General features: G+C 51.4%; 22 protein-coding genes. 16 read left to right on the top strand and 6 right to left on the bottom strand.

The features are described from left to right. Positions 1 to 41 precede the first annotated feature (41 nt). Entirely contained in the window at positions 42 to 851 is an 810-nt protein-coding gene (locus EV586_RS17930; protein WP_132946463.1) for a TrmB family transcriptional regulator, read from the bottom strand. Positions 852 to 999: 148 nt separating this feature from the next. Between EV586_RS17930 and EV586_RS17935 the strand changes: the two genes are divergently transcribed. The 3 genes from EV586_RS17935 to EV586_RS17945 all read left to right on the top strand — a co-directional run bounded on the left by EV586_RS17935 (position 1000) and on the right by EV586_RS17945 (position 2663). Next, complete coding sequence (locus EV586_RS17935) at positions 1000 to 1515, top strand: GrpB family protein (RefSeq protein WP_132946464.1); 516 nt, start codon at positions 1000 to 1002, stop codon at positions 1513 to 1515. A gap of 302 nt (positions 1516 to 1817) precedes the next feature. Continuing rightward, complete coding sequence (locus EV586_RS17940; RefSeq protein WP_132946465.1) at positions 1818 to 2147, top strand: ArsR/SmtB family transcription factor; 330 nt, start codon at positions 1818 to 1820, stop codon at positions 2145 to 2147. 54 nt (positions 2148 to 2201) lie between these two features. Beyond that, positions 2202 to 2663 carry a phage tail protein gene (locus tag EV586_RS17945; protein WP_132946514.1) on the top strand — a complete coding sequence of 154 codons (462 nt, stop codon included), beginning with the start codon at positions 2202 to 2204 and terminating at the stop codon, positions 2661 to 2663. Between the two features lie 71 nt (positions 2664 to 2734). Here EV586_RS17945 and EV586_RS17950 read toward each other — a convergent pair whose 3' ends face one another. Continuing rightward, positions 2735 to 3199: an exosporium protein C gene (locus EV586_RS17950; RefSeq protein ID WP_132946466.1), complete on the bottom strand. Its 465-nt coding sequence runs from the start codon at positions 3197 to 3199 to the stop codon at positions 2735 to 2737. 134 nt (positions 3200 to 3333) lie between these two features. On the opposite strand from EV586_RS17950, the gene EV586_RS17955 reads away from it, so the two are divergent. The 3 genes from EV586_RS17955 (at position 3334) to EV586_RS17965 (ending at position 5388) form a co-directional block, all read left to right on the top strand. Beyond that, positions 3334 to 3936: a class I SAM-dependent methyltransferase gene (locus EV586_RS17955; RefSeq protein ID WP_132946467.1), complete on the top strand. Its 603-nt coding sequence runs from the start codon at positions 3334 to 3336 to the stop codon at positions 3934 to 3936. A 40-nt stretch (positions 3937 to 3976) separates the two neighbouring features. Next, positions 3977 to 4378, top strand: coding sequence for a DUF6157 family protein (locus EV586_RS17960; protein WP_481937771.1), 402 nt, complete (start codon positions 3977 to 3979; stop codon positions 4376 to 4378). A 155-nt stretch (positions 4379 to 4533) separates the two neighbouring features. After that, entirely contained in the window at positions 4534 to 5388 is an 855-nt protein-coding gene (locus tag EV586_RS17965; RefSeq protein WP_132946469.1) for an AraC family transcriptional regulator, read from the top strand. Between the two features lie 149 nt (positions 5389 to 5537). Here the strand turns inward: EV586_RS17965 and EV586_RS17970 are convergent, their stop codons facing one another. Continuing rightward, positions 5538 to 6260, bottom strand: coding sequence for a LytR/AlgR family response regulator transcription factor (locus EV586_RS17970; RefSeq protein WP_132946470.1), 723 nt, complete (start codon positions 6258 to 6260; stop codon positions 5538 to 5540). Between the two features lie 12 nt (positions 6261 to 6272). Next, complete coding sequence (locus tag EV586_RS17975) at positions 6273 to 7583, bottom strand: sensor histidine kinase (protein ID WP_132946471.1); 1311 nt, start codon at positions 7581 to 7583, stop codon at positions 6273 to 6275. A 387-nt stretch (positions 7584 to 7970) separates the two neighbouring features. Here EV586_RS17975 and EV586_RS17980 point away from each other — a divergent pair, with 387 nt between their 5' ends. The 6 genes from EV586_RS17980 to EV586_RS18000 all read left to right on the top strand — a co-directional run bounded on the left by EV586_RS17980 (position 7971) and on the right by EV586_RS18000 (position 13144). Continuing rightward, positions 7971 to 8456 carry a hypothetical protein gene (locus tag EV586_RS17980; protein ID WP_132946472.1) on the top strand — a complete coding sequence of 162 codons (486 nt, stop codon included), beginning with the start codon at positions 7971 to 7973 and terminating at the stop codon, positions 8454 to 8456. 196 nt (positions 8457 to 8652) lie between these two features. Next, on the top strand, positions 8653 to 9318 hold the full coding sequence (locus EV586_RS17985) for a GNAT family N-acetyltransferase (protein ID WP_207893938.1): 666 nt from the start codon (positions 8653 to 8655) through the stop codon (positions 9316 to 9318). Positions 9319 to 9575: 257 nt separating this feature from the next. Beyond that, positions 9576 to 9707 carry a hypothetical protein gene (locus tag EV586_RS21670; RefSeq protein WP_279388308.1) on the top strand — a complete coding sequence of 44 codons (132 nt, stop codon included), beginning with the start codon at positions 9576 to 9578 and terminating at the stop codon, positions 9705 to 9707. A 680-nt stretch (positions 9708 to 10387) separates the two neighbouring features. Beyond that, positions 10388 to 11590, top strand: a complete 1203-nt coding sequence (locus EV586_RS17990; RefSeq protein ID WP_132946473.1) for a macrolide family glycosyltransferase — start codon at positions 10388 to 10390, stop codon at positions 11588 to 11590. A 317-nt stretch (positions 11591 to 11907) separates the two neighbouring features. Beyond that, on the top strand, positions 11908 to 12642 hold the full coding sequence (locus EV586_RS17995; RefSeq protein ID WP_132946474.1) for an SDR family NAD(P)-dependent oxidoreductase: 735 nt from the start codon (positions 11908 to 11910) through the stop codon (positions 12640 to 12642). 67 nt (positions 12643 to 12709) lie between these two features. Continuing rightward, positions 12710 to 13144: a MarR family winged helix-turn-helix transcriptional regulator gene (locus tag EV586_RS18000; RefSeq protein WP_132946475.1), complete on the top strand. Its 435-nt coding sequence runs from the start codon at positions 12710 to 12712 to the stop codon at positions 13142 to 13144. A 45-nt stretch (positions 13145 to 13189) separates the two neighbouring features. Here EV586_RS18000 and EV586_RS18005 read toward each other — a convergent pair whose 3' ends face one another. Then, positions 13190 to 14071 (bottom strand): LysR family transcriptional regulator, encoded by an 882-nt coding sequence (locus EV586_RS18005; RefSeq protein WP_132946476.1) that lies wholly within the window; start codon positions 14069 to 14071, stop codon positions 13190 to 13192. Between the two features lie 172 nt (positions 14072 to 14243). Between EV586_RS18005 and EV586_RS18010 the strand changes: the two genes are divergently transcribed. The 4 genes from EV586_RS18010 (at position 14244) to EV586_RS18025 (ending at position 20673) form a co-directional block, all read left to right on the top strand. After that, the gene (locus EV586_RS18010; RefSeq protein WP_132946477.1) at positions 14244 to 14564 is read left to right on the top strand and encodes an ankyrin repeat domain-containing protein; all 321 of its coding nucleotides are present in this window, start codon (positions 14244 to 14246) and stop codon (positions 14562 to 14564) included. Then, a complete protein-coding gene (locus tag EV586_RS18015) occupies positions 14561 to 15856 on the top strand; it encodes a purine/pyrimidine permease (protein ID WP_132946478.1) in 1296 nt (431 codons plus the stop codon). Before EV586_RS18010 ends, EV586_RS18015 begins: the two co-directional genes overlap by 4 nt. Before the next feature lie 184 nt (positions 15857 to 16040). Beyond that, positions 16041 to 16646 carry an SRPBCC family protein gene (locus tag EV586_RS18020; RefSeq protein WP_243653078.1) on the top strand — a complete coding sequence of 202 codons (606 nt, stop codon included), beginning with the start codon at positions 16041 to 16043 and terminating at the stop codon, positions 16644 to 16646. Positions 16647 to 16713: 67 nt separating this feature from the next. Next, entirely contained in the window at positions 16714 to 20673 is a 3960-nt protein-coding gene (locus EV586_RS18025) for a hypothetical protein (protein WP_132946479.1), read from the top strand. A 70-nt stretch (positions 20674 to 20743) separates the two neighbouring features. Here the strand turns inward: EV586_RS18025 and EV586_RS18030 are convergent, their stop codons facing one another. Further along, entirely contained in the window at positions 20744 to 21172 is a 429-nt protein-coding gene (locus EV586_RS18030; protein WP_132946480.1) for a MarR family winged helix-turn-helix transcriptional regulator, read from the bottom strand. Positions 21173 to 21199: the final 27 nt, after the last annotated feature.

Consider the following 21199-nt stretch of genomic DNA (forward strand, 5'->3'; position numbering starts at 1 on the left):
GATAACGACTATGAAAAAGGGGAAGAAAATACGGTTCACATCTACATGAACCGTTTTCCTGTTACCACATGATAGAGATCCGGTTTGTTTCTCCAAAGAGCTTCTACTTTTTCCGGGCCAAGCACCTTGGTTACCTCAGCAAACATGATATCGTGGCGAATGTATTCGATGGCTACGAGGACAAGTGCCGGGTCTTGGGTTTTGATTGCCCACGCTACTCGATTCGGTCCGAAGTTGGCGATCAAGACTTCTTCTTTGTCCCTTGCCACGATGGTCAGATGACCGCCCATTCGCTCTTCTGCCACTTCCGGAGCCATATAATCGTGATGGTAGGTGGTCCCCAGCTGTGTTTCTGCTTTTCCAAACAGCACGGAAAAGACAGGGATTCCCTCGTGTACGCGTCGGTCAATCCGCTCCTGGATAAATCCGACCTGCGGTTCCCAAATGGAGAGCCAGAGCTCTTCTTTGGCTTCCTCGATCATTTCGTTGATTTCCATGAGGACGTGCTCGTCGCTGCTGATTCGTCTGATGAGGTCTACTTCTTGTTCGCTTTCCAGTGCGGAGAGGTTTTTTTCCAAGTAATCAAAGGATTGTTCAAAGTTGTTGCGCAGTCTCCCGATCAAGTCCTTGGCTGGCAGCGGTGCGTACGTGACCGGCTCTGAAGGTACGGTATAGATCGCCCCTTTGTCGAGCAGCTTGCCGATCACTTCATAAATCATGGAGCGCGGTACGCCTGAGCGCTTGCTGATTTCGTAGCCTGTGATTGGAGAGATCTTCAACAAACTGATGTAGGCTTTGCATTCGTATTGGGAAAAGCCAAGCTTTTGCAACTCTTTAAAGATTTCTTCCATAAGAACCCACCTAGTAGTTGTTATACTTACTACGCTCACTATATAGTGCTGTGATCTTGATGTCAATCGGGTGTCGATAAAAGCATGACGGGAACAATATGGTTGTTTAGAATGTATATAATAGTTCATGTTTGAGGAGGCTGGTCAGATGAATGTTGTGGTGAAGGAATACAACGATCATTGGAGACAAATGTTCAGCGAGGAAGCTCAAAAAATTAAAGATGTTTTTGGCGATGAGTTACTTGAGATTCATCATATTGGAAGCACCTCTGTTCCAGGATTACACGCCAAGCCCATTATCGATATCATGCCCGTCGTAACAGATATTGAAAGGGTCGATTTGTATAACGAACAAATGAATGGCCTTGGTTACGAGTGTATGGGCGAGTTGGGCATGAAGGGCAGAAGGTACTTCAGAAAAGGCGGAGATGATCGAACACATCATGTCCATATCTTTCAGATCGATAACAAGGAAGATATTTATCGCCATTTGGCTGTAAGAGACTACCTCCGTGCGCATGTCGAAGAGGCAGTGAAGTACGGGAATTTGAAAGCAAATCTTGCAATAAAATTCCCTAAGAATATCGAAGCTTATATGGATGGTAAAGACGAATTTGTCAAAGAGTTAGAAAGAAAAGCGCTGGATTGGTATATGAATCGTTAAGCAACTAACACTCTGGCGCTGTTAGATGGCAAGACTCAGGCATGCCAGGCTTGTCCTTGATACGGCATAGGTGAACCGTACCGCAAGTAGGGAAACCGTTTCATGAGCCGCGAATAAACAAGTGGAGAAGTCCGATCCCCTCGGTGAGATTTTACTCTAGACAAGACACCAAATGGTGTCATATAATCAAAGCGTCACCAAATGGTGTCCAATCAGTTTGGTACCATGATGTGAAGGAACACAGCCCCGAGGAAAAATAATTGCTGAGTGGCCGCAGACTTTTGGGGTGGTGAGTGGGTGTTGTGAGTGAGAACAAACAATTGCGGGATGTGTTTGATGCGATTGCAGATCCAACGAGGCGCCAACTGATCCGTCTGTTGGCAGAGTCGGAGGAGGTACCGCTGCATGAATTAACGGCACAGTTTGCAATGGGCCGTACAGCGGTATCTAAGCATTTGACGATCCTGAAAGAGGCCGGACTGGTACTTGACCGAAAAGTCGGCAGAGAAACCCGATATCGGCTCAACGCCTCTCCGCTCAGAGAAATTCAAGATTGGGTGGCTTTCTACAACCAGTTCTGGACTACGAATATGTTGCGCTTGCACAGACTGTTGGAGGACGAGGAAGAATGATTGCAAGCGAACCGTTTGCAGCTTAGGAAAAAAGAGATAAGAGGAGCGATACAAATGTCCTATATCGTTGATTTCAAAAACGTGTCTACGGTTGGCTTAGAATCATCACCTGTAGCAGAAGCGCTGGCTGGTTTGCGTGCGAATGAAGCCCGGTACCACATGAACAAATACAAGCATGAATTTACGGTTGTACCGGCTAGCGAAAGTCAGGAAGCACTGGATTATGTGAACCGAATTTTGAAAGAACGTGACATTGAGTTTTCGGCCAAACCTTTAGAAACATCGAGTTTTCAAGTGGAAAATATCAAAATGACCTACGTCTTTTATGAGGATGGCCTTGGGCTCAACGTCATGTATACGGTTGATGACGGTAAGAAGCGGGCCGTTGGTTTTAAGCTTTCTGAGGGGATGGAAGTACCCAAGGAGTTAGAAGGAAAGTTTAAGTTTGCCAGACAGAAGTCGAAACTTGCTGGAACCATTCGGGGCTCGTTCTTTGTGATCAAAGGAGAATATTGAAGGATCATCTTGCTCCTTATTTGTACAAGGAAGAAAGACAAGCTATGAATAGCTTGTCTTTCCCTGCATAGTTATGCAGTTGTTGTTGTTGTTGTTGTGCTGCGCTCGATGACTTTGCCACTGAGGTTGATCGGCCCGACAACTTGTGCTGTCGAATTCGCAGTCGCGTTTTCGACGGTCAAGGTGTAGGAATGAGTGCCGGCGCGCGGGTTCAAGTCGATTGCTTGGAGAGCAACCGTGTAGAACTGTTCGGACCCGGTCGACTCCACGCCTTGTTGCGTGCGGAAGATCTCCACATTGTCCCGCAATACGCGAAACACCAGTTGCGCGATGTTACGAACGCCTTTTACGCCGACGGTTGCCAACAGCTCCACCGTGTTACGGCGTCCGGTCGTCGTTCCGCTTGGTACGGTCAGACGAATCGTGGCCAGACGCAGCCGACGCGGAGCACGCGGAATCGCAGTTGCAGTTCCGGTATTCGTACGGCTCCGCGGCTGGACAGCTTGGTAATCGCGAATTTGAACTTTTCTTGCCATGGTAAACTTCACCTCCTGCAAACAGGGTATGAGGAGGGGCGAGTTTCGGTGTGGACAAGTATCGAACGTGATTCGTCTATTTTATTGGTTTGATGGTTTTTGATTTCGATTCCGACAGCTGGGGAGTGGCACGAATGGGAAACACCGACATCTTTGAAATGATGGCGAAGCGGTATGACACTTCTGAACGAGTCCACATTGCGAAGGTAGCATCAGATGCCATTCGTGAATATGTAGTGGATGCAAAAGACAAGAACGCGATAGATTTTGGGTGCGGAACGGGTCTTGTTGGAGTGAACTTATTAGATGACTTCAACTCGATTCTTTTTCTGGATACCTCACAAAATATGATCAATGAAATGAACCAAAAAATCACCGAATTTGAGATCCGGAATGCAGAGACGTTATGCTTTGATTTCGAAAAAGAGGGTCGATCTGATTTACATGCTGACTACATTTTCATGGCTCAGGTTCTCCTCCATATTGATCATATTGAAGTCGTGCTGTCGAGGCTGTATGAGGTTCTAAACGCAGGAGGGCATTTGCTGATCGTAGATTTTAATAAAAACGAAAACGTAGCCTCCGACAAGGTCCATAACGGATTTGATCAAGAAAACCTGATCGAACTGATGAGTAAGATCGGTTATCGAGAAATACAATCCAAAACGATCTATTCGGGAAGTAAAATATTCATGAACCACGACGCATCTTTGTTTGTCCTTGATGCTCGAAAATAGAGCAAGAGGGTGTAAGGAGGATACTTCTAGCGTGAAAGACATGAACAACTACAACACTTTTATCGAAGTGGCTGCAGACTGCCCGGTTGGAGTGGCTCAGATCCCAGTGACAAAGGGTGAGACGAAGACCATTCCCGTATTACAATACGAGTTGATTGCGAACCATCCTTACAAATACACACAAGAGGATGTACTATTTGAAGTATATGCTCTGCGCAATCAGATACCAGATGAACAAAGGCAAGCAGCGCGCGAGAAGTTTTTCTCCAAAGGGCAGCCTTGTCTTCGTACCTCGTCTTTATGTAAGCGCTACGGGTGGGGGATTCATCATGATGCACAGGGCAAAGTGGCCCTGTACGCTGTCGAGTCTGATGAGTACAAGGAGTTCGTGAACGACAACGGGATAAAAAACGTCAAAGCAATGCGCTCTAGCCGCGCATAACGAGATCTCCTTCGGCCATGTGCAAAGGAGGTCTTTTTCAATTTGAAAGGGTTTCGTAGAAGGAAGGCCGCACCAACCTGACAGTTTGGTGCAGGAGATGCACGGCTCACTTCTGAAGAATGCAATATAGTGAAGACGAGAGGGTGATCGTGAGGATGGATTGGGTAGCGCGAATGAATGAGGCGATTCGTTATATCGAAGAGCGGATCACGGAGGAAATCGAGTACGCCGAAGCAGCCAAAATCGCATGCTGCTCCACGTATCATTTCCAACGGATGTTTTCCTTTCTTACAGAAGTTTCGCTGTCCGAGTACATTCGCAGACGGCGGCTCACGTTAGCGGCTTTTGAACTGCAGAGCAGCGATGTCAAGGTGATCGATCTGGCGCTCAAGTATGGCTATGACTCCCCCGAGGCCTTTACCCGTGCGTTTCAAAAAGTACATGGCACCACGCCGACGGCCGCCCGCAGCGCGGGGACGAAACTCAAAGCCTACCCGCGAATGTCCTTTCAACTCTCAATCAAAGGAGTTGCGGAAATGGATTACAGAATCGAAGCATGCGGTCCGTTCTCAATTGTCGGCATCAAGAATCGTGTCAACACGGAACAGGCTTTTGACGAGGTCCCCAAGATCTGGGCAAGTGCAGGGGAGAGGGGGATTTTCGGGCAGCTCTGGGAGGTCCGCAATGCTGACCACATGATGCGGGGCATTTTGGGTGTCTGTGCGAATGGGGAATTTGGAAAGAATGAAGAATTTGACTACATCATGGCGATCGCTTCTGAACAAGCACCACCGGAAGGGATGGTCAGAATGGAGTTTCCGGAAGCGACTTGGGCGGTTTTTGAAGCGCCTGGATCTCCAGATCAACTTCAAGACATCTGGAAACGTCTGTACACGGAGTGGGTGCCCGTCTCCGCCTATGAGCTTGCTTACTTGCCGGCCATCGAATGCTACCTGCCCATCGAGGAAAATAAGAACGAGTTATGGGTGCCGGTCGTAAAAAAACGGTGAGCGTCGAAGCTCTGACATTCATGAGGTGTGAAGATTGTCACAAGCAACGCACACGCTAAATTACCCGGCAAGGGTGTCGGCTCATAACTGTTGCGAAATAGATCGCCGGAGTTAGCAACTCGTAGGGCGATCTATTTCATTTCAGTTGATTAGAAATTGATTCGCTTATAGAATTGCGTAATCATGTTGCGGCTCACATAGGCAACTTCCGGCAAGCCGTCAAATGTCACCATGTAGGTTTGACCTGATGGCGAGATCGTTTTGACATGATTTAAGTTGATCAAAAAACTTCGATGAGAGCGGAAGAAGATCGAGCGATTCACGCGTTCTTCCAACGTTTTCAACGTTTCAAATACTTGAATCTGTTTCCTTGGACCCTCTTTCAGATAAATCGTCGACGCTTTGGAGTCTGCCGCAATGAACCCGATCTGATTTTGATCGATTAACTCGATTCCCCGGTTGGTCTTGATCCCCAATCGGCTTGTCTCCGCTTGTTGCATGGAATCTTTCATCCGTGTCTGTTCGATTTTCCGTAGACATTTATAAAGCCTTTCCTCACGAAAGGGTTTGATCAGATAGTCTGTCGCATCCACATCATACGCTTGTGAGCCATAGTCTGTAGAAACGGTGATAAATACGATGCAAAGTTCGGGGAATACATGGCGCAACTGTTTGGAAGCGGTAAGGCCGTCCCCGTCGGGCATGTCAATGTCGAGAAACAATACATCTGGTCGAAGCGATTGAACACGTTCTTTTGCTTGCTTGCCGGTTGCTGCTTCAGCTACGACATCCATCAGATTTTCGTTCAAAAATGCTGCCAGTTCGCTGCGGACTTTTGGATCGTCATCGGCTACTACCACTTTTAGAGACATCAGGCACCTCCATTACGTGATGATCGGCAAGAACAGGTAAATCGTTGTGCCTTCGTTTCGCGCACTTTCTACTTCGATCTGACCTTCATATTTTACTGACAGCCGCTTTACGATCGATAAGCCAATTCCAGTATGATCTTCTTTCGAGGTATGTCCCTCAAGAAATATCGCATCTCTGTCCTGCTCAGAGAGAAACGAATTTGCGTTATAGACCTTAAAAACCACCATGCTCTGTAACAGACGCTCCACAGAAAGTTTTATATATCGCTTCTCCACCTCCGCTTTTCTCTCTTCCTCGATCGCATTGTCCACTAAGTTCCCAATGACCTGAATTAACTCATACGATCTCATCTGCATCTGAGGGATTGTCGTCTGCACATCGAATTCGAGCTGAATCCGGGATTGATTGGCAAGCTCAGCTTTTGCTAACAACAAGCAAGCTAAGGGTAGGTGGCCAATATTTACTAGATTTTGTGCAAGGCGAACTTCTACGGAATATTCTCTCAGGTACTCAATCGCTTCTTCAAACTTTTGCTCTTGCAAGAGATTGGAGACGACATAGATCTGATTGACATGATCATGTCGATGGGAACGGATGATATCCATCAGGTTTTTCATATTCTCTACATAGACGTTTTCCACCGATGATACGCTCTGTTTCTCAATCATCTTTGCAAAGGAGACGAGCATGAAGATGCCGATAAACAAAATGATAAAAACAACGTAGGTAACCGTTTTATACAAACCCAAGTTCAAAAAAGTGCCTAAAAACTCTGTGCTTGTCGATAAGATGAGTAAAAACAATACCAGAAACAGGATACAGATATTCTCCGATAATCTTCTAAATTCGTCGTTTTGATGATAGATCCACCGCGAAAGGGAGATCTCGAAATAGGAAAGGAAAAGGCCGGTAAGTAAGGAGAGAACGTTTAGTACGAAACTCAAGATCACGAATTGATCTTCGTGGTCCAATCGATTCAAAACGCTCTCGATCGGAAAGATCGAGACAGAGTCCAAGAGGTATAAAAAAAGCGTTTCCTTTGCCAAGCTCAAGACGAGATAGAATAAGGCAATGATCAGGCTTACTCGATTGGAATACCGGAAGCAGGCTTTGATCATGAGAAAAAATAAGAAAATATTTGCACATGACCGAAGTGGCAAGGTAGGCAGGAAAGCATAAGTCGCATAGGCGGCCAGGCTAAACAAAAGACAGACAACAAGATGTCTTGCTGCACGCGTACGCCAGCTCAATCCAACAATCGTTAAGAAGAGGTACCAGTTCACAATCGCTTCTGGTAAGGAACCCAGAATGTAGATGTACATAGTGACCCCCTAAAATTTATATTTTTACGAAATTATTTCCTGAGATCAATAATATCAAGTAAAAGGAAATATGTACATGTAAAAAATCATTCCATTCATTCCTTTTATGATTCATTCGCGCGAGAATTCCACCCTCTCGTTTCGAATTTCTTTAACTCGCGCTCGTTCCGATCTATATTTTAATCAACCAAAAGGTGTCAGATTTCCAGCGGCCACGCAACCGAAACGACAGGTTCATACCTGGACTGCTCAAAGGGAAGAGCGGGAAAACGGATCTGGAAATGGCAGCCTTCTTGCTGGAAGGTGAACACGTTTGGTGGACAGTCGGGGGATAGGGAAGCCAGGAATCGCACTCGTTTTCAATTCAAAACCAAAGGAGATGTTGACATGAAAAAATCTTTGCTCTGCGCAACCGCTCTTGCAGCAGCCATGACCCTGATCACCGCCCCGGCCTCGGCGGCTACTTCCTACTGGGAGTATGAAGATAACTCCGTATACGGCTCGAACACCAACAACACCTTTACCTCCCCGCAGGTGATCTACATGAACCTTGGCGACACCGGCAGCGGTTATATCAAGCGCAGCGGCGACGTTGACGTATGGAAGTTCCAACCGAAGATGGGCAGTACTACCTACGTTGGTCGCAACGCGAAAATCAACCTGTCCGTTCCGCCGAATCTGAACGGAGTGCTCGAGATCTGGAGCCCGGATGGTTTGACCCTGATCCAAAAAGTGGATGCCAATGGCGCGGGCGGCGCTGAATCATACACCATGACGATGAGCCAGAACGTTTGGTACAACATCAAGGTGTACGGCAATGGCACCTCGTATGACCCGAATTTCAACTACACCTTATCGGTGACCCTCCTATAATTACGAAAAAAGGGACACTTTTTCACAAGCGTCCTTTCAGTTCGCAGACAAACGCCCTCGTTGTTCAAACAACACGAGGGCGTTTGTTATTTGTATATGCCAGATGGAGAGAATGCCCCTCAGAAAAGGGGTCTTTGTACTTGGTCACGAATAGGAACTTGGAATTTTAAAACATGACGTGTGGAGGAAGCGGCAGATGTCCACGAAAGAATCCGAAAGGCAATTTCCGAAGTCAAAAGGGGTCGTTATGACGACGACAGGCGGCAGCATCTCTGTTGTGCCCGCGAACGAGGCGTCATGGGAAGACCTTGAGGCTGTACTAGGCGCTGCCAGGTGCCACTCAGGCCGGTGCTATTGTCAGCGGTACAAGATCCCGGTCTCGAAGTGGAACCAGATTGACGACGACGAACGCGCCTTCCTGCTGCGCGCCGAGACCAACTGCGGGAACCCGGAGGCGGGCACAACCAGCGGACTTCTCGCATATCTCGACGATGAGCCAGTCGGGTGGTGCGCGATTGAGCCCCGGATTGCCTACAAAAAGCTGTCCAGCAGCCGAGTCCCGTGGGCGGGACGGAACGAGGATAAGCAAGATGAAGGCGTTTGGGCCATCACCTGTTTCTTGATTCGCAACGGGTATCGCCGGCGCGGGATCACCTATGAGCTCACGCGCGCTGCCGTCGAATTCGCTCGGAAGCGGGGCGCTCGCGCTGTTGAGGGCTACCCGATGATCACCGTACCTGATAAGGAAATCACTTGGGGGGAACTCCACGTTGGTAGTCGCAACGCGTTCGCCGCAGCCGGATTCCGTGAGGTGACCAGACCCACTGAGCGTCGAGTTGTGATGCGCCTCGATCTGGAGTAGATCGCCGCGTTGGAAATCTGGCGCTTACAGTCAGCGCGGTGTGCCGTGTCAGAATCACACCTTTTTTGTGCGGTTTCGAAAATAAGGAGCCCGTAGATCGAGAGAAGTCGGTCTACGGGCTCGTTTTGTTTTCCACGTGAACTTGACCGATACCCATGACACGAGAACATTTTCATGCTGATAAGGACAAATACCGTTGCTCGTATTGCTTGTTGCACATATGTTGCAGTGTAAGTTAATCGAGGGGAGTGAAACAAATGGACGGTTATGGTGGTGTTTTCGGCGGTTATACCCGCTGGGCTGTTGTGTTCCTGATCATCTTCGTTCTGTTTATCCTTGTTGTTCCTACTTGCTATCCGGTTCAAACGACGACCATGCAATGCCATTAATCAGGCAAGGATTCCCCTGAAAAGGGGAATGAGATGTCCGGAAGTTTGAGAACACCAGCAAGACGATGAATGGGTCAACCAGTCGTAGTGCGCCAAAACGACGGGAAGCAACACCGAGGAATTTTGCGGTCAATCAATGATCGAGGCATTTACTTGAGCCCTATGGGCGGGGCGAGATTGCTTCCGTTATGAAGGAGAAAGCTGGCATAGAAATTGCGGAACAGGCGGCAGCTACTGCAGAGGTACTGGATGCGGAACCTGTATTTGGGGCTCGGTTTCTGCTTCTCTTCGCTTTGATCGCGGGTCTTTGGTGCTGGGGCTATGGTCGTGGTGGTTTCAGGCTTTGACGAACTCCTTGTTTGTCACTGGATGTTGAGAAAGTCGAATAAGGTCTGAAAGGGGGTGGAATTATGTACGGTACTTTCGGCGGTTACACTCGTTGGGCAGTTGTATTCCTGATCATCTTCGTTCTGTTCTTCCTGCTCGTTCCGGGTTACGGCGGTGGCGCAGGCTACTAATTCAAATTTGCTACCTCTGAGTTCTTAAGAGGTCAAAGGCGGAATGCGATGAGCATTCCGCCTTTTACGTTTGGATCGGTTTCGAGATGCGGTATGATGGAGGGGAAAGAAGGCGAAAGACGTCTGCAAGACGAGATCACAAACTCATGAAGGGTGATGAAGATGTCACGCGTTTTATGCATCAATGGAGGTTCGGAAGGACATATCAATCCAACGCTCGGCGTGGTACAAGAACTGATCCGTCGTGGCGAAGAGGTGGTTTACGTTGCTGCGGAACAATATCGTGACCGCATCGAACCAACGGGAGCAAAGGTGATCACCTTCGATGGCGGCAAATTTGTGGAGGCGTTCCTTGCAGGTGGAAGAAATCCTTGGGGGCGAGTGGGTGGCCTGCTGCGCACGGCCGACATCGTCATCCCGAGCGTCCTGGAGCAAACACAAGGAGAACGGTTTGACTACATCCTGCATGACTCGATGTTCGGATGTGGGCGGTTGCTTGCACAAATACTCGGTCTTCCGGCAATTAACTCGTGCTCGAGTTTTGCGATTCGACAAGACAGCTTTGAGCAGCAGCAAGTACAAGCTTTGCGCCAGTTTCCCGCAGATGTGCATGAACGTGGGCAACAGGAGTTTCATCAGCTGGTCGGTCAGATCCAAGCGAAATATGATGTGCAAATTAACTCTGCATACGAAGTTTTCTGCAATCCCGCGCCTTTGAACATCGTGTATACATCGAAACGCTTCCAGCCTGATGGAGAAAGCTTTGACGAGTCGTACAAATTTGTCGGGCCGTCTGTCGTGCCCCGCGCACAGGGCCAATTTGATTGCTCGAATGTGGACACGGACAACCTGATCTACATATCACTCGGCACCGTTCTCAATCAGGCGGTGGATTTTTATAAGCTCTGTATGGCGGCTTTCGCAGAGACGAAGTTCACGGTGCTGCTATCTGTCGGCACGCAAACTCAGATTGCGGACTTGGGAGATATTCCGGCGAATTTTATCGTTCGCAACTACGTACCGCAACTTGAAGTGCTGCAACACGCCAAATTGTTTATCACACACGGCGGAATGAACAGCGCCAGTGAAGGTCTGTATTACGGTGTGCCGCTGCTCGTATTTCCTCAGAGCGCCGATCAACCGATGGTGGCACGTCAAGTGGAGGAGATCGGGGCCGGCATTCGCTTGACTCAAGAAGGATTAACCGCGGAAGTTTTAAGAGCGACGGCAGCAAGCGTGATCCAGAATGAGTCGATCCGCAAGGCATGCGTTGAGATTGGCGATTCCTTCCGAGCTGCCGGTGGGTATCGTCAAGCCGTCGAGGAGATCTTCGCGTATAAACGAAGTCTGAGCCTGACCGAGTAGCAGGGAAGCGACCACCGCCTGAAGGGGGAGCACCCGCGCAGGCTTGAGCAATTGGGCGACCCGATGGGTTGCCTTTTTCTTTACATTTTAGCTGGGAGGTATGAGCTCTATGTCAAAAAAGCAGCGCATGGAGTATCCAAGTTCATCCGTTGTACTGGAATCAAGATTGTGCTAATATCTAGATGTCTAATAGTTAGATGTCTAATGATTAGATGGAAAAGTAATTTGCGAGTAATTTTTTCTGGACTGCAGATGCTGTTCGGGTGGCCTACGGTTCATACTAGCGGTGCAACCTCATGACGTAAGGAGTGTTTAGAATGGGAAGATTAGATCATAAAGTAGCGATCATTACCGGCGGGGCTTCGGGTATCGGCGAGAGCATGGGTGAGCTGTTTGCACAAGAAGGTGCGATCGTTATTGCTGCCGACATTAACGAGGCAGCGCTTGAGCAAGTCAGTCAGAAGCAGAATATGCACGGCATGAAATTGAATGTTGCTTCCGATGAGGATTGGCAGGCGCTGGCAAAGGAAGTCAATGATCGTTTCGGGAAGATCGATATTCTGGTCAACAACGCAGGCATCTCTTCTGAAAAACCATTCGAACAGATCAATCTTGAGGATTGGCAGAAAATGCTCTCCATTAATGGTTTTGGCCCCTTCGCCGGAATCAAGCATGTCGCACCCTATATGGCGGCCCAAAAGAAAGGCTCGATCATCAACATCTCTTCGTACACCGCGATGATCGGCCAAGGCTTTAATCACTACTCCGCATCGAAAGGCGCGGTGCGCGCCTTGTCGAAAGCGGCTGCTACAGCTTTTGGCCGTCAAGGCATCCGGGTAAATGCGCTCTTCCCGGGGATCATTGAGACGCCAATGACGCAAGCTTTAAGCGCCTCGAAGGACCTGCTGGGGCACTTGATCCAGGCAACACCTTTGCAGCGTTTAGGCCAACCGATCGATATCGCCCAAGCGGCGCTCTTCCTGGCTTCTGATGAATCTTCGTACATCACAGGTTCAGAAATCGTCATCGATGGTGGCTTCTCAGCCCAATAACGGATAAGATGATGACAGCTCTTTTTGTGAAGAAAGAGCTGTCGTTACTTTTACCTAGGAGGCGTTTATGGAAGAGCAGAACCTTTTCGAACTCGTACATAATATGGATAAGTTTACGAAACAATTGATTATGCAGTGGAATCGAACTTTCAATGAGGATCTCGGGATCTCTCATGTGCTTGTGCTCAGCCATCTTGAGCAAAACGGAAACAGCCGGCCTTCGGACCTTGCGAAAGTTTTAGGATTTACGCCTCCTACGCTCAGTTATCTGTCAGAAAAACTTGTCGAGAAGGAATTGGCCGTCAGAAGAGTGGATGAGTCTGATCGTCGCATTAGTTATTTAGACATTACCGACAAAGGGATTCAGGTGCTCAAGCAAGCCACTCTGGTGGGGCAGAAGCTGCGCGCCAATTTATTCGAAAAGTTAACGGAAGAGGAGCGGACGCAGCTGGCAAGCCTCTATAAAAAGTTGAATCGCATGCAAAACCCCGAGGTCGAGTGAAGTCGGCCTCGGGGCTTGTTCGATTCGAAGGTCGGCACCACTTTCTCACTCCTGCTCCGAACAAAGCGCGATGAAGTTGCGGGCAGCTTTGGACAAAAAGTGATCGTTCAGCCAGATCAGCGCCGAAGAGGTTGCAAGTTGGGCGTCGGCGATCTCGTACGCTCGCACGGGGTGGCCTTTGTGGAGTTTCAGGACGGATTCCGGAACGATCGTGGCGCCGAATCCTGCGGCGACAAGCTCGAAAAGCGTGGGGATATCTGAGCATTCACCGACCAGCTGCGGAGTATGGCCGATGCGCGAAAAAGCATCCAAGATCATCCGGTACACCCCCAGCCCCTCGGTGCTGGGCAAGAGGAGCGGCAATTCGCGAAGGTCGTCAACTGTGACGCTTGTCCGCCCTATGAACGAGGTATCGGTTCGGGAGGTGACGAAACAGTACGGCTCGCTCTGCAACGGAAGGACATCATATCCAAGGGTGTCGATCGGCAGGCGGACGATCGCCAGTTCGATCGCACGTTCCCGGATCAGTTTGCACAACTGGGCAGATTCGTTTTGGCGAATCACATAGGTGATGTTCGGGAAGCGCTGGCGAAACAGATTCAACAACTGCGGAAGCCGGTCATCCGATAGCGTGTTCACACCGACTGTCAGCTTGCCCATTTGCCCGTGGCCCGTTTCTTTCACTTCGTCAAGCGTCTCCTCCAACAACTTTACGATGGCGGTCGCCCGATGATACAGCACGTGACCGGCCTCGGTCAGCTCCAGATATTTTCCGGTGCGCCAGACGAGGGGGATGCCAAGCTCTTGCTCCATCAGCTTGAGCTGCTGACTGAGCGGCGGCTGCGCCATGTGCAGTCTTCGGGCCGCCGCGGTGATCTTCTTTTCTTCTGCGATGGCGATGAAATAACGAAGCTGTCGGATATCCATTTCCTCATCCTTCCCTTCTATATGATCTTCATATGAATATCCTATGAAATAGATATTTTTCATATACAACTCTGCATGATAGCATGAACGTGACCTTCTAGGGAAGGGAACGGTGTTCCAGACGTACGGCAGCCTTGACAGGGTCAAGTCTGGGAGAAAGGATGCAGGTACTATGCAGATCAATGCGAATGAACAATTGCTCTTGGCGGCTGCGAAAGGCGATACGGCAGCCGTAATGGGTTGGCTTGAACAAGGAGCTGACATCAATACAACAGACAGTTTCGGGAGAACCCCGATCTTGTCCGCTACTCATCACAACGAGGTGGAAACGGTGCAGGCGCTCATCGCAGCGGGCGCCGATCTCAATCTGCGCGATCACGGCGCGGACGTGAATCTTCCGGATCGGGACGACGTCTCTCCGCTGCAGAACGCGCGAGTCCGGGGCTTCGACGAGATCGCAGAGATTCTCGTGGTAGCCGGAGCGATCAGATGAAGCTGAAACAGTACTTGAGCACCGTCCAGTGGTTCATGTTTCTGGTCGCCAATTCGATTGCGATTCCAGTTGTGGTCGGCACGTTGTTTCATCTGCCGGTGGACGACATCGCCTCGCTGATTCAGCGCACGTGCCTGGTCGTCGGGTTGAGCTCGTTCCTGCAAGGCTGGCTCGGCCACCGCCTGCCGATCGCGGACGGACCGGCCGGCTCGTGGGTCAGCGTGTTCGTCGTTCTCGCCGACCTCGCCAGCCGGCAAGGGCAAAGCGTGCAGGAAACTCTGCAGCTGCTGTCTGGCGCTGTGCTGCTGGCCGGCGTGTTGCTGGCCGTGCTTGGCCTTTGCAAAGCCATTCACCGGCTGGCGTTTTTGTTCACGCCGCTGGTGACGGGGACGTTTTTGCTGATGCTGGCGCTGCAACTCTGCGGTGTTTTTATGAAAGGAATGTTCGGTCTCACCGGAGGAGCGGCAGAGCCCGATTACGCCGTGACCGCTTTAGCCATGGGCATTTTTCTCCTCGTCCTCGTGCTTTCGCTGCTGGCCAAAGGGTGGGTCAAACAATATGCGGTCTTGATCGGCCTGCTCGCCGGATGGCTGCTGTATGAAGTGCTGGGCATGCGACCCGGCGGGATCGCCAGCGCGACAGGCGGCGCTTGGCTGCAGCCGCCCGACGTGTTTGCGTGGGGGCTGCCCCTGGTGAACGTCAGCATCGTCATCACGGTCGTGCTGTTTACGTTCCTGTTGATCTCGAATACGGTCGCGGCGATCTCTGCCGTGGAGGATGCGACCGGAGCTTCCCCGGACGGGCGGTCACAGCGGCTGAACCGGGCCGGGATCATGGGCGGTGTGTCGCACATGCTCGCCTCCGTATTCTCGACGATCGGCGTCGTTCCGCTGCCCGTGTCTGCCGGTTTCATCCGCATGACGGAGCAGCGCAGCGTCAGACCGTTCCTTGCGGCCGGCCTGCTGTTCACGGCGGTCTCGTTCCTGCCCGCCGCCGTGCATGGGCTGGCGCTGCTGCCAGGACCGATCGCCAGCGCCGCGCTGTTGACGACGTTCGTGCAGATGATCGGCATCGCGATGCGCAGCATCACAAGTGTTCCGCTCGATGAGCGCCGGATGAGCATCCTCGGCATCTCGCTGGCCTGCGGGATGGGGCTCATGGCCTTGCCGGGCGTTGCCATCCAAGGGTTGCCCGTGCCGCTCCAATACATCTTGGGCAACGGACTGCTGTTCGGCACGATGACCGTCATCGTCTTGGAGCGAGTGTGGAAGCCTCGTTCGATACGTCTGTAACAAGCAGCAACCCTGAATAAGACCTCCCGGCTCAGCGAGCTGCGGAGGTCTTTGTTTTGGGGAGGCACTCGCAGTTCCGTCTCGGTCATAAAAAGTGTTCGACTTGTTGTTCGCTGCAGGTTACATTACTTGTAAAACATCCGATTTTTGACAACTACCCCAACGCGACGGGAGGACGAACAAGTTGGCACATTCAGAGCTGAAGCAAGCGCTGCAAGCAGAAACCGGGAAGAGCCACGAGGAATGGATCATGCTGTTGGATCAGGAAGCGGAGACGTCGTGGTCCCATGAGGAGATTGTCGGCCACCTGCAAGAAGTCTGTGCGGTACATCCGAAGTGGAGTGAGCTGATCGCAAGTTCGTTTGAACAAAAAATCGGGCGAAAACCGGTCGGCCAAACGGCAGAAGTAGGGTTTCAGATCGGCGTCAGACGCAGCCTGCCGATCTCCCAAGAGCAGGCGTGGCGCATGCTCACGTCGCCCGACATCCTCAAATTGTGGCTGGGCAGCGTATCCGATCTCACGCTGGAGAAGGGGCACGTCTTCCGCACGGAGGAAGGGGTATCCGGTGAACTGCGCGTGGTGAAGCCGATGGAGCAGCTCAGGCTGACTTGGCAAAAACCAGACTGGAGCCAATCCTCCACGCTGCAGATTCGCTTGCTGTCCAAGCAGCAAAATCGGACAACGGTGAGCTTCCATCAGGAAAAACTGGCGGACCTGTTCGTACGGGAAGAGATGAAAGAAAAATGGGAAGACGTATTGGCGAAAATGAAGGAAAAGTCACTCGATTAGATTCCTGATTTTCGTTGTTGCACTTATTAAACCGTGTTAACATGGCTGTATGAGGGGGTTTTCCATCATGCAGCTTTTTCGTTCTGCACCGTCGAATCAAAAGCAAGACCCGCAAGCCTCGACTTCCAAACAGACGCCGCTGCAGCAGCCTGCGACGCTCTCTTCGCGAATCATGCAGATGCAACGCAATCTGGGCAACCAAGCTGTTCAGCGCTGGATCGCCAAGCAGCAGACGGCGAGTCAGGCGGTGCTGCAAGGCAAGTTTCCGGCTAACATTGACAATCACGAACGGGACCTCGACACCATCGATATAGAAACGCTGCTCACTTGGGAACAAGAAAAGAAATTGCCAGAGAATCAGGATACGAAAGACTACCTCTTCTACCGCATCCGAAAAGACTACTACCAAGGCCTGCACCTCGTCTATGACCTTGACGAAACGCTGATCGCACGGGTCAGAGGCACCTACACACCGGATGAACACGAGTCTGACGTTCCCAGCCGGTTGGGCGGCACGGTCAGAGCCGAATCCGACCCCTTTCACGAACATCTGGACGTGCATGGAGTGGTCGAGTCGGAGAAACGTTCCGACGACTACCGGGCCGTGTACACGCCTTCCACCTCGACTACACAACAGCCTCCAAAGATGAAAGACTACCGCTCAGGAGAAGGCGGCGGCGTCGGTTGGCGCCTGAACTTCCAAGAGCAATCGGAACGGGAGAAGCAAGAGACGACCGGCGAGCATGACAGCCTCGGCAACAAGCTCGAAAGCGTTGTTGATTCTCTTCCTTCCAGCTCCCAAGAGAGCGAAGCATACCGACCATTGCCTTCCAACCAAGACAAGCAAAAAGTCAAAATCCTCTCCGTCCGCCCCGGTGCGGTCGAAGCGTTGCACCGCTACCGCCAATACGGGATCAAGCAATCGGTCTGGACGGCAAACAATGACCACCACGCCCACCGCTTGCTGGAAACGCTGGGTCAGCAGGGCTTCACAGAGGACAACTTCAGCAAAGTCCTCTCCGGGGGCAAAGAGCACGGCCAGCAAGGGGAAGGCCCCAACAAGCCGTTGCATGAGCGCTTCGCTGATGAATCCGGCCACGTCGTCCTGATCGACGACATGCCACAAAAAAACAACGCGCTTGGCGGGCTGACCTCTTTGCAAGACGAGCAGTTCGGATCTTCCGTTCTCAAGTACGACCAGCCGCAATATGATCAAAAATTTGCCGAGGTCAGGATCCCCAGCTATGGCCGGCCGAACACGCCGGAAGACCCCAAGAACCACAACTTGCAAGATCTGCTCGGGGAGCCGCTGCTGATCAAACTGGCGCTGGTCCAGCAAAGTCAATCCAAACAAGCGGAGCGTTATTTGCTGGCACTCCGGACGTACTTTAAGGTGGAGAGTGTGAACCCTGAAGACTTGCTGGCAGCAGTCAAAGAGCAGATGCTCAATCAGGAAGCACAGAAAAAACTGGACGCGAGCTTTCAAAAGTTCGCCGTTGCCGATCCCAAGCCATCGTCGCCCGCCGCAGAAGACAAGAGCGGCCTGTACGCGTTCGCTCCGTCGCTCGGAGCCAGCGGCTTTAATGATAAAAACACATTTTTCGAGCACTACTTGCTCAATCGCGGCCTGATCGAAACGGAGAAATCGGAGGAAGGGGAGCTGTTTGTCCGGGTCTATCAAGTCGAAGTCGAGCCGATCATTCCGGACAACTCGGATGACGAGTATACGAAAAAACATCGGGCTAAAAACAAAGATGTGCACCAAGCGCCCGACGGCACCATCATGATCATCAAAAACGACAAAGCGATCTGCTTTAGCATCGGGACCCCGCTGCGCGCCTTGAAATGGGTCGAAAAGTACCAGGCCGAACACGATGGCAAATTCAATTCTACCGTCCGGTCGTTCCGGATGACGCTGGACAAATACAAGGAATTCACGGAGCAAACGGCCGTGCAGAACCAGAAGAGCTCCAGCCGCTATCAAGACGGGCAGCAAAAAAACAAGCTGCTCGCCACCAACGTCGACTCGCGGGGGGAAACGGACCAATACGAATTGATCAGCGGCGACAAAGCGAACGAAAACGACTACGGTCTGAAATTCTTCCGCGAAAACGCCGTCAAAGGGTCGCTGAAGACGTGGGCGCTGGACACAGGCAAATTGCCCCTCGGCGATCACCACGGCGAGGTACAACCTGTGCACGAGCTGTACGGCCGGTTGGGCATCCCGCGCTTTACCGATGCCATGCTGCCGGCGTATGATCCCTGGATCGATAAAAAGCAGCATCGCGACGCCAACCTCGGCGAGATCGCCAGCAAGTTAGGGCAGCACTACGCCGCCTATCTGGAACAGCAAGAGGGAATATCCAAGACTGCGCTCATGACCCCCTCCTTAGACCCGAAGAAAAAAGGGCAGCCGAACAGCACGCCGGAGCAGCGGCAACTCGACCTGCAAGCCTTTCGCGACGAGCACTTCAAGAAGCCGCAAGACCCCGTGGCAGAAAAGGCCTACGAGAAACGAATGAAACGCATTCAAGAAGAACACGAGCATTACAAACAACTGCAGGAAAAGCAGGGGAAGACCGTGCCGAATTGGTCGGATGAGGAATTTTTCATGCGCGTCCTCGTCCCGAACGCCGCCACGCAAGCGATGGTCACCCAGTCAATCCAAGACAATTTTGAAGAAGACCAGCAGCTGCTCAGTGAAAAATATCCCAACTACAGCCGAACGGAACAGGAACTGGGGGAACCGGGTCTGGAGTCCGTTTCGGAGACGCCGCTGCGCATGTGGGATTATCAGGCGCTGAAGGAGAAAAATGAAAAGGTGAAAGCGGTCGGGAACACGATCAGCGAGCTCGTCGCTAAAAATGCCAGTGCGGCCGAGATCATCGACACGTTCTGTGAGCAGCTCCCGGAACTGGGGGAGAAGTTTGACGATGTCTCCAACCCGACGGAAGGCTACAAGTTCTATCACCATGCGCAGATGGTCATCGGGCAGTACTTGCGCTACTTCGGCCAGAAAGAGCATCCCTTGTTCTCAAAAGCTGCGATGGTCAAGATGATCCTCTTCCACGATATGGACAAGCGCCGGGGCCGGGAGTACTTCGACACGCTCAAAAAATACAAAGCTGTGCGCGGCACAGCTGACAGCAAGCGCACCCGCCAAGAAGAGCTGGCCGTCTATACGGGCGATAACCAGCAGTTCATGCAGGAAAGCGATGCAAAACTGGCAAAAGCTGAAGCGGAAATCCGCAAGCACTTGCCGCATCTCACACCGGCAGACATCCAGACGATGCTCTCCGAATCAACCGGGAAGAGCGGAAAAGGGACGAAGGAAAAAGACGCGGAGCACGTCTTGCCGTACCACATGATGAAGAAATACGCCCACCTCTGGGAGAGTCCGCGCGAGGCGAAGATCGCGATCGAAATGATGAACGGTGACCCGATCGGGAACTTGATGAAGAAAGCAGGAAACGAGCAGACATCCAACCCCGAAGCGGAGTGGAAAGCGACAACGTGGGAGTCGGAGCGCAAAAAAGCGTTTGACGAAATCGTGGAGATGGCACTGCGCGCCGGGTTTCAGCCGGTGGACCAGGCGGGCATTCGGGCGTTCTTCTTCGAACTGCTGCAGTTCTACCAAGCGGACTCATCCTCGTATTCCACAGACAGCACCTACCTCGACCGGCCCAACGGCGATCAGAAACACGGAAAAGGCGGCAAAGGGGTCGGCAGCATCTATGAGCAAGTACAAGAGCCGCAGTCGCGACTTGTCACCGATGCGAACGGTCTGCTGAAACCGCGCCATCCGCACGCGCAGCATGAAATCCAAGAGCTGATCAAGATGTTCAAGAATCTGAAAGCCCACCTGCGCGAAGACCCGTCCAAACAGCCGCGCAAACCGAAAGAGAAAAACAACGATGTCGAAGTCTTGCTGTCAGACTATCTGGACGGGCTTTGGGGCAAAAATCAAGACGACGACGCGGAGCCGGAGGCCCAAGGGGAAGAGCAAGAGCGGGACGAGGAGCAGTGAAGCCCTGACGAAACAGAGCAAAAGACCTCGCGAACCGAAATTTCCCGGTTGGCAGAGGTCTTTTTCGTCCCTAATAAAAAACTTTCTTCTGCAGCACATCCAGTGCACGTTCAATCTCGTCCAATTCGTCATCGGAAGCGGAGGCAAGCCGCTGCCAGAATTGAGATTGAATCTGTTGAAACGCGGCCTGCATCATCACTTGCCCGCGCGCGGTGAGCCGGATATATTGTTTGCGGCGGTCTTCGGGATCGGGAGCTTTTTCGCAGAGCTGCTTTTCGATTAGTTTTCTCAGTTCACGGCTGGTGTTCGGCAGCGACATATGCAAACAGTCGCTGATCGAGCTGATCGTCACGGGTTCGCAGACGGCCAGATATTCCAAGATCTTATATTGAAGCGGAGTGACATCTTCCGCTTGCACGTCTTTGGTCATGTCATTGGTGATCTGGTGCACCGATGACGTGAACGTCACGAATTTTTGGAACAGCGCTTGTTTGTCCATAGAACCACCTCTGCTCACAAGGTATCA

The organism is Tumebacillus sp. BK434 (assembly GCF_004340785.1).
Lineage (GTDB): Bacteria > Bacillota > Bacilli > Tumebacillales > Tumebacillaceae > Tumebacillus_A.

Bases quoted from the DNA above. Each gene is read 5' to 3' on its own strand.
- EV586_RS17930 (WP_132946463.1), bottom strand. From the start codon at position 851: ATGGAAGAAATCTTTAAAGAGTTGCAAAAGCTTGGCTTTTCCCAATAC.
- EV586_RS17935 (WP_132946464.1), top strand. From the start codon at position 1,000: ATGAATGTTGTGGTGAAGGAATACAACGATCATTGGAGACAAATGTTC.
- EV586_RS17945 (WP_132946514.1), top strand. From the start codon at position 2,202: ATGTCCTATATCGTTGATTTCAAAAACGTGTCTACGGTTGGCTTAGAA.
- EV586_RS17950 (WP_132946466.1), bottom strand. From the start codon at position 3,199: ATGGCAAGAAAAGTTCAAATTCGCGATTACCAAGCTGTCCAGCCGCGG.
- EV586_RS17955 (WP_132946467.1), top strand. From the start codon at position 3,334: ATGGGAAACACCGACATCTTTGAAATGATGGCGAAGCGGTATGACACT.
- EV586_RS17960 (WP_481937771.1), top strand. From the start codon at position 3,977: ATGAACAACTACAACACTTTTATCGAAGTGGCTGCAGACTGCCCGGTT.
- EV586_RS17965 (WP_132946469.1), top strand. From the start codon at position 4,534: ATGGATTGGGTAGCGCGAATGAATGAGGCGATTCGTTATATCGAAGAG.
- EV586_RS17970 (WP_132946470.1), bottom strand. From the start codon at position 6,260: ATGTCTCTAAAAGTGGTAGTAGCCGATGACGATCCAAAAGTCCGCAGC.
- EV586_RS17975 (WP_132946471.1), bottom strand. From the start codon at position 7,583: ATGTACATCTACATTCTGGGTTCCTTACCAGAAGCGATTGTGAACTGG.
- EV586_RS17980 (WP_132946472.1), top strand. From the start codon at position 7,971: ATGAAAAAATCTTTGCTCTGCGCAACCGCTCTTGCAGCAGCCATGACC.
- EV586_RS17985 (WP_207893938.1), top strand. From the start codon at position 8,653: ATGTCCACGAAAGAATCCGAAAGGCAATTTCCGAAGTCAAAAGGGGTC.
- EV586_RS21670 (WP_279388308.1), top strand. From the start codon at position 9,576: ATGGACGGTTATGGTGGTGTTTTCGGCGGTTATACCCGCTGGGCTGTT.
- EV586_RS17990 (WP_132946473.1), top strand. From the start codon at position 10,388: ATGTCACGCGTTTTATGCATCAATGGAGGTTCGGAAGGACATATCAAT.
- EV586_RS17995 (WP_132946474.1), top strand. From the start codon at position 11,908: ATGGGAAGATTAGATCATAAAGTAGCGATCATTACCGGCGGGGCTTCG.
- EV586_RS18000 (WP_132946475.1), top strand. From the start codon at position 12,710: ATGGAAGAGCAGAACCTTTTCGAACTCGTACATAATATGGATAAGTTT.
- EV586_RS18005 (WP_132946476.1), bottom strand. From the start codon at position 14,071: ATGGATATCCGACAGCTTCGTTATTTCATCGCCATCGCAGAAGAAAAG.
- EV586_RS18010 (WP_132946477.1), top strand. From the start codon at position 14,244: ATGCAGATCAATGCGAATGAACAATTGCTCTTGGCGGCTGCGAAAGGC.
- EV586_RS18015 (WP_132946478.1), top strand. From the start codon at position 14,561: ATGAAGCTGAAACAGTACTTGAGCACCGTCCAGTGGTTCATGTTTCTG.
- EV586_RS18025 (WP_132946479.1), top strand. From the start codon at position 16,714: ATGCAGCTTTTTCGTTCTGCACCGTCGAATCAAAAGCAAGACCCGCAA.
- EV586_RS18030 (WP_132946480.1), bottom strand. From the start codon at position 21,172: ATGGACAAACAAGCGCTGTTCCAAAAATTCGTGACGTTCACGTCATCG.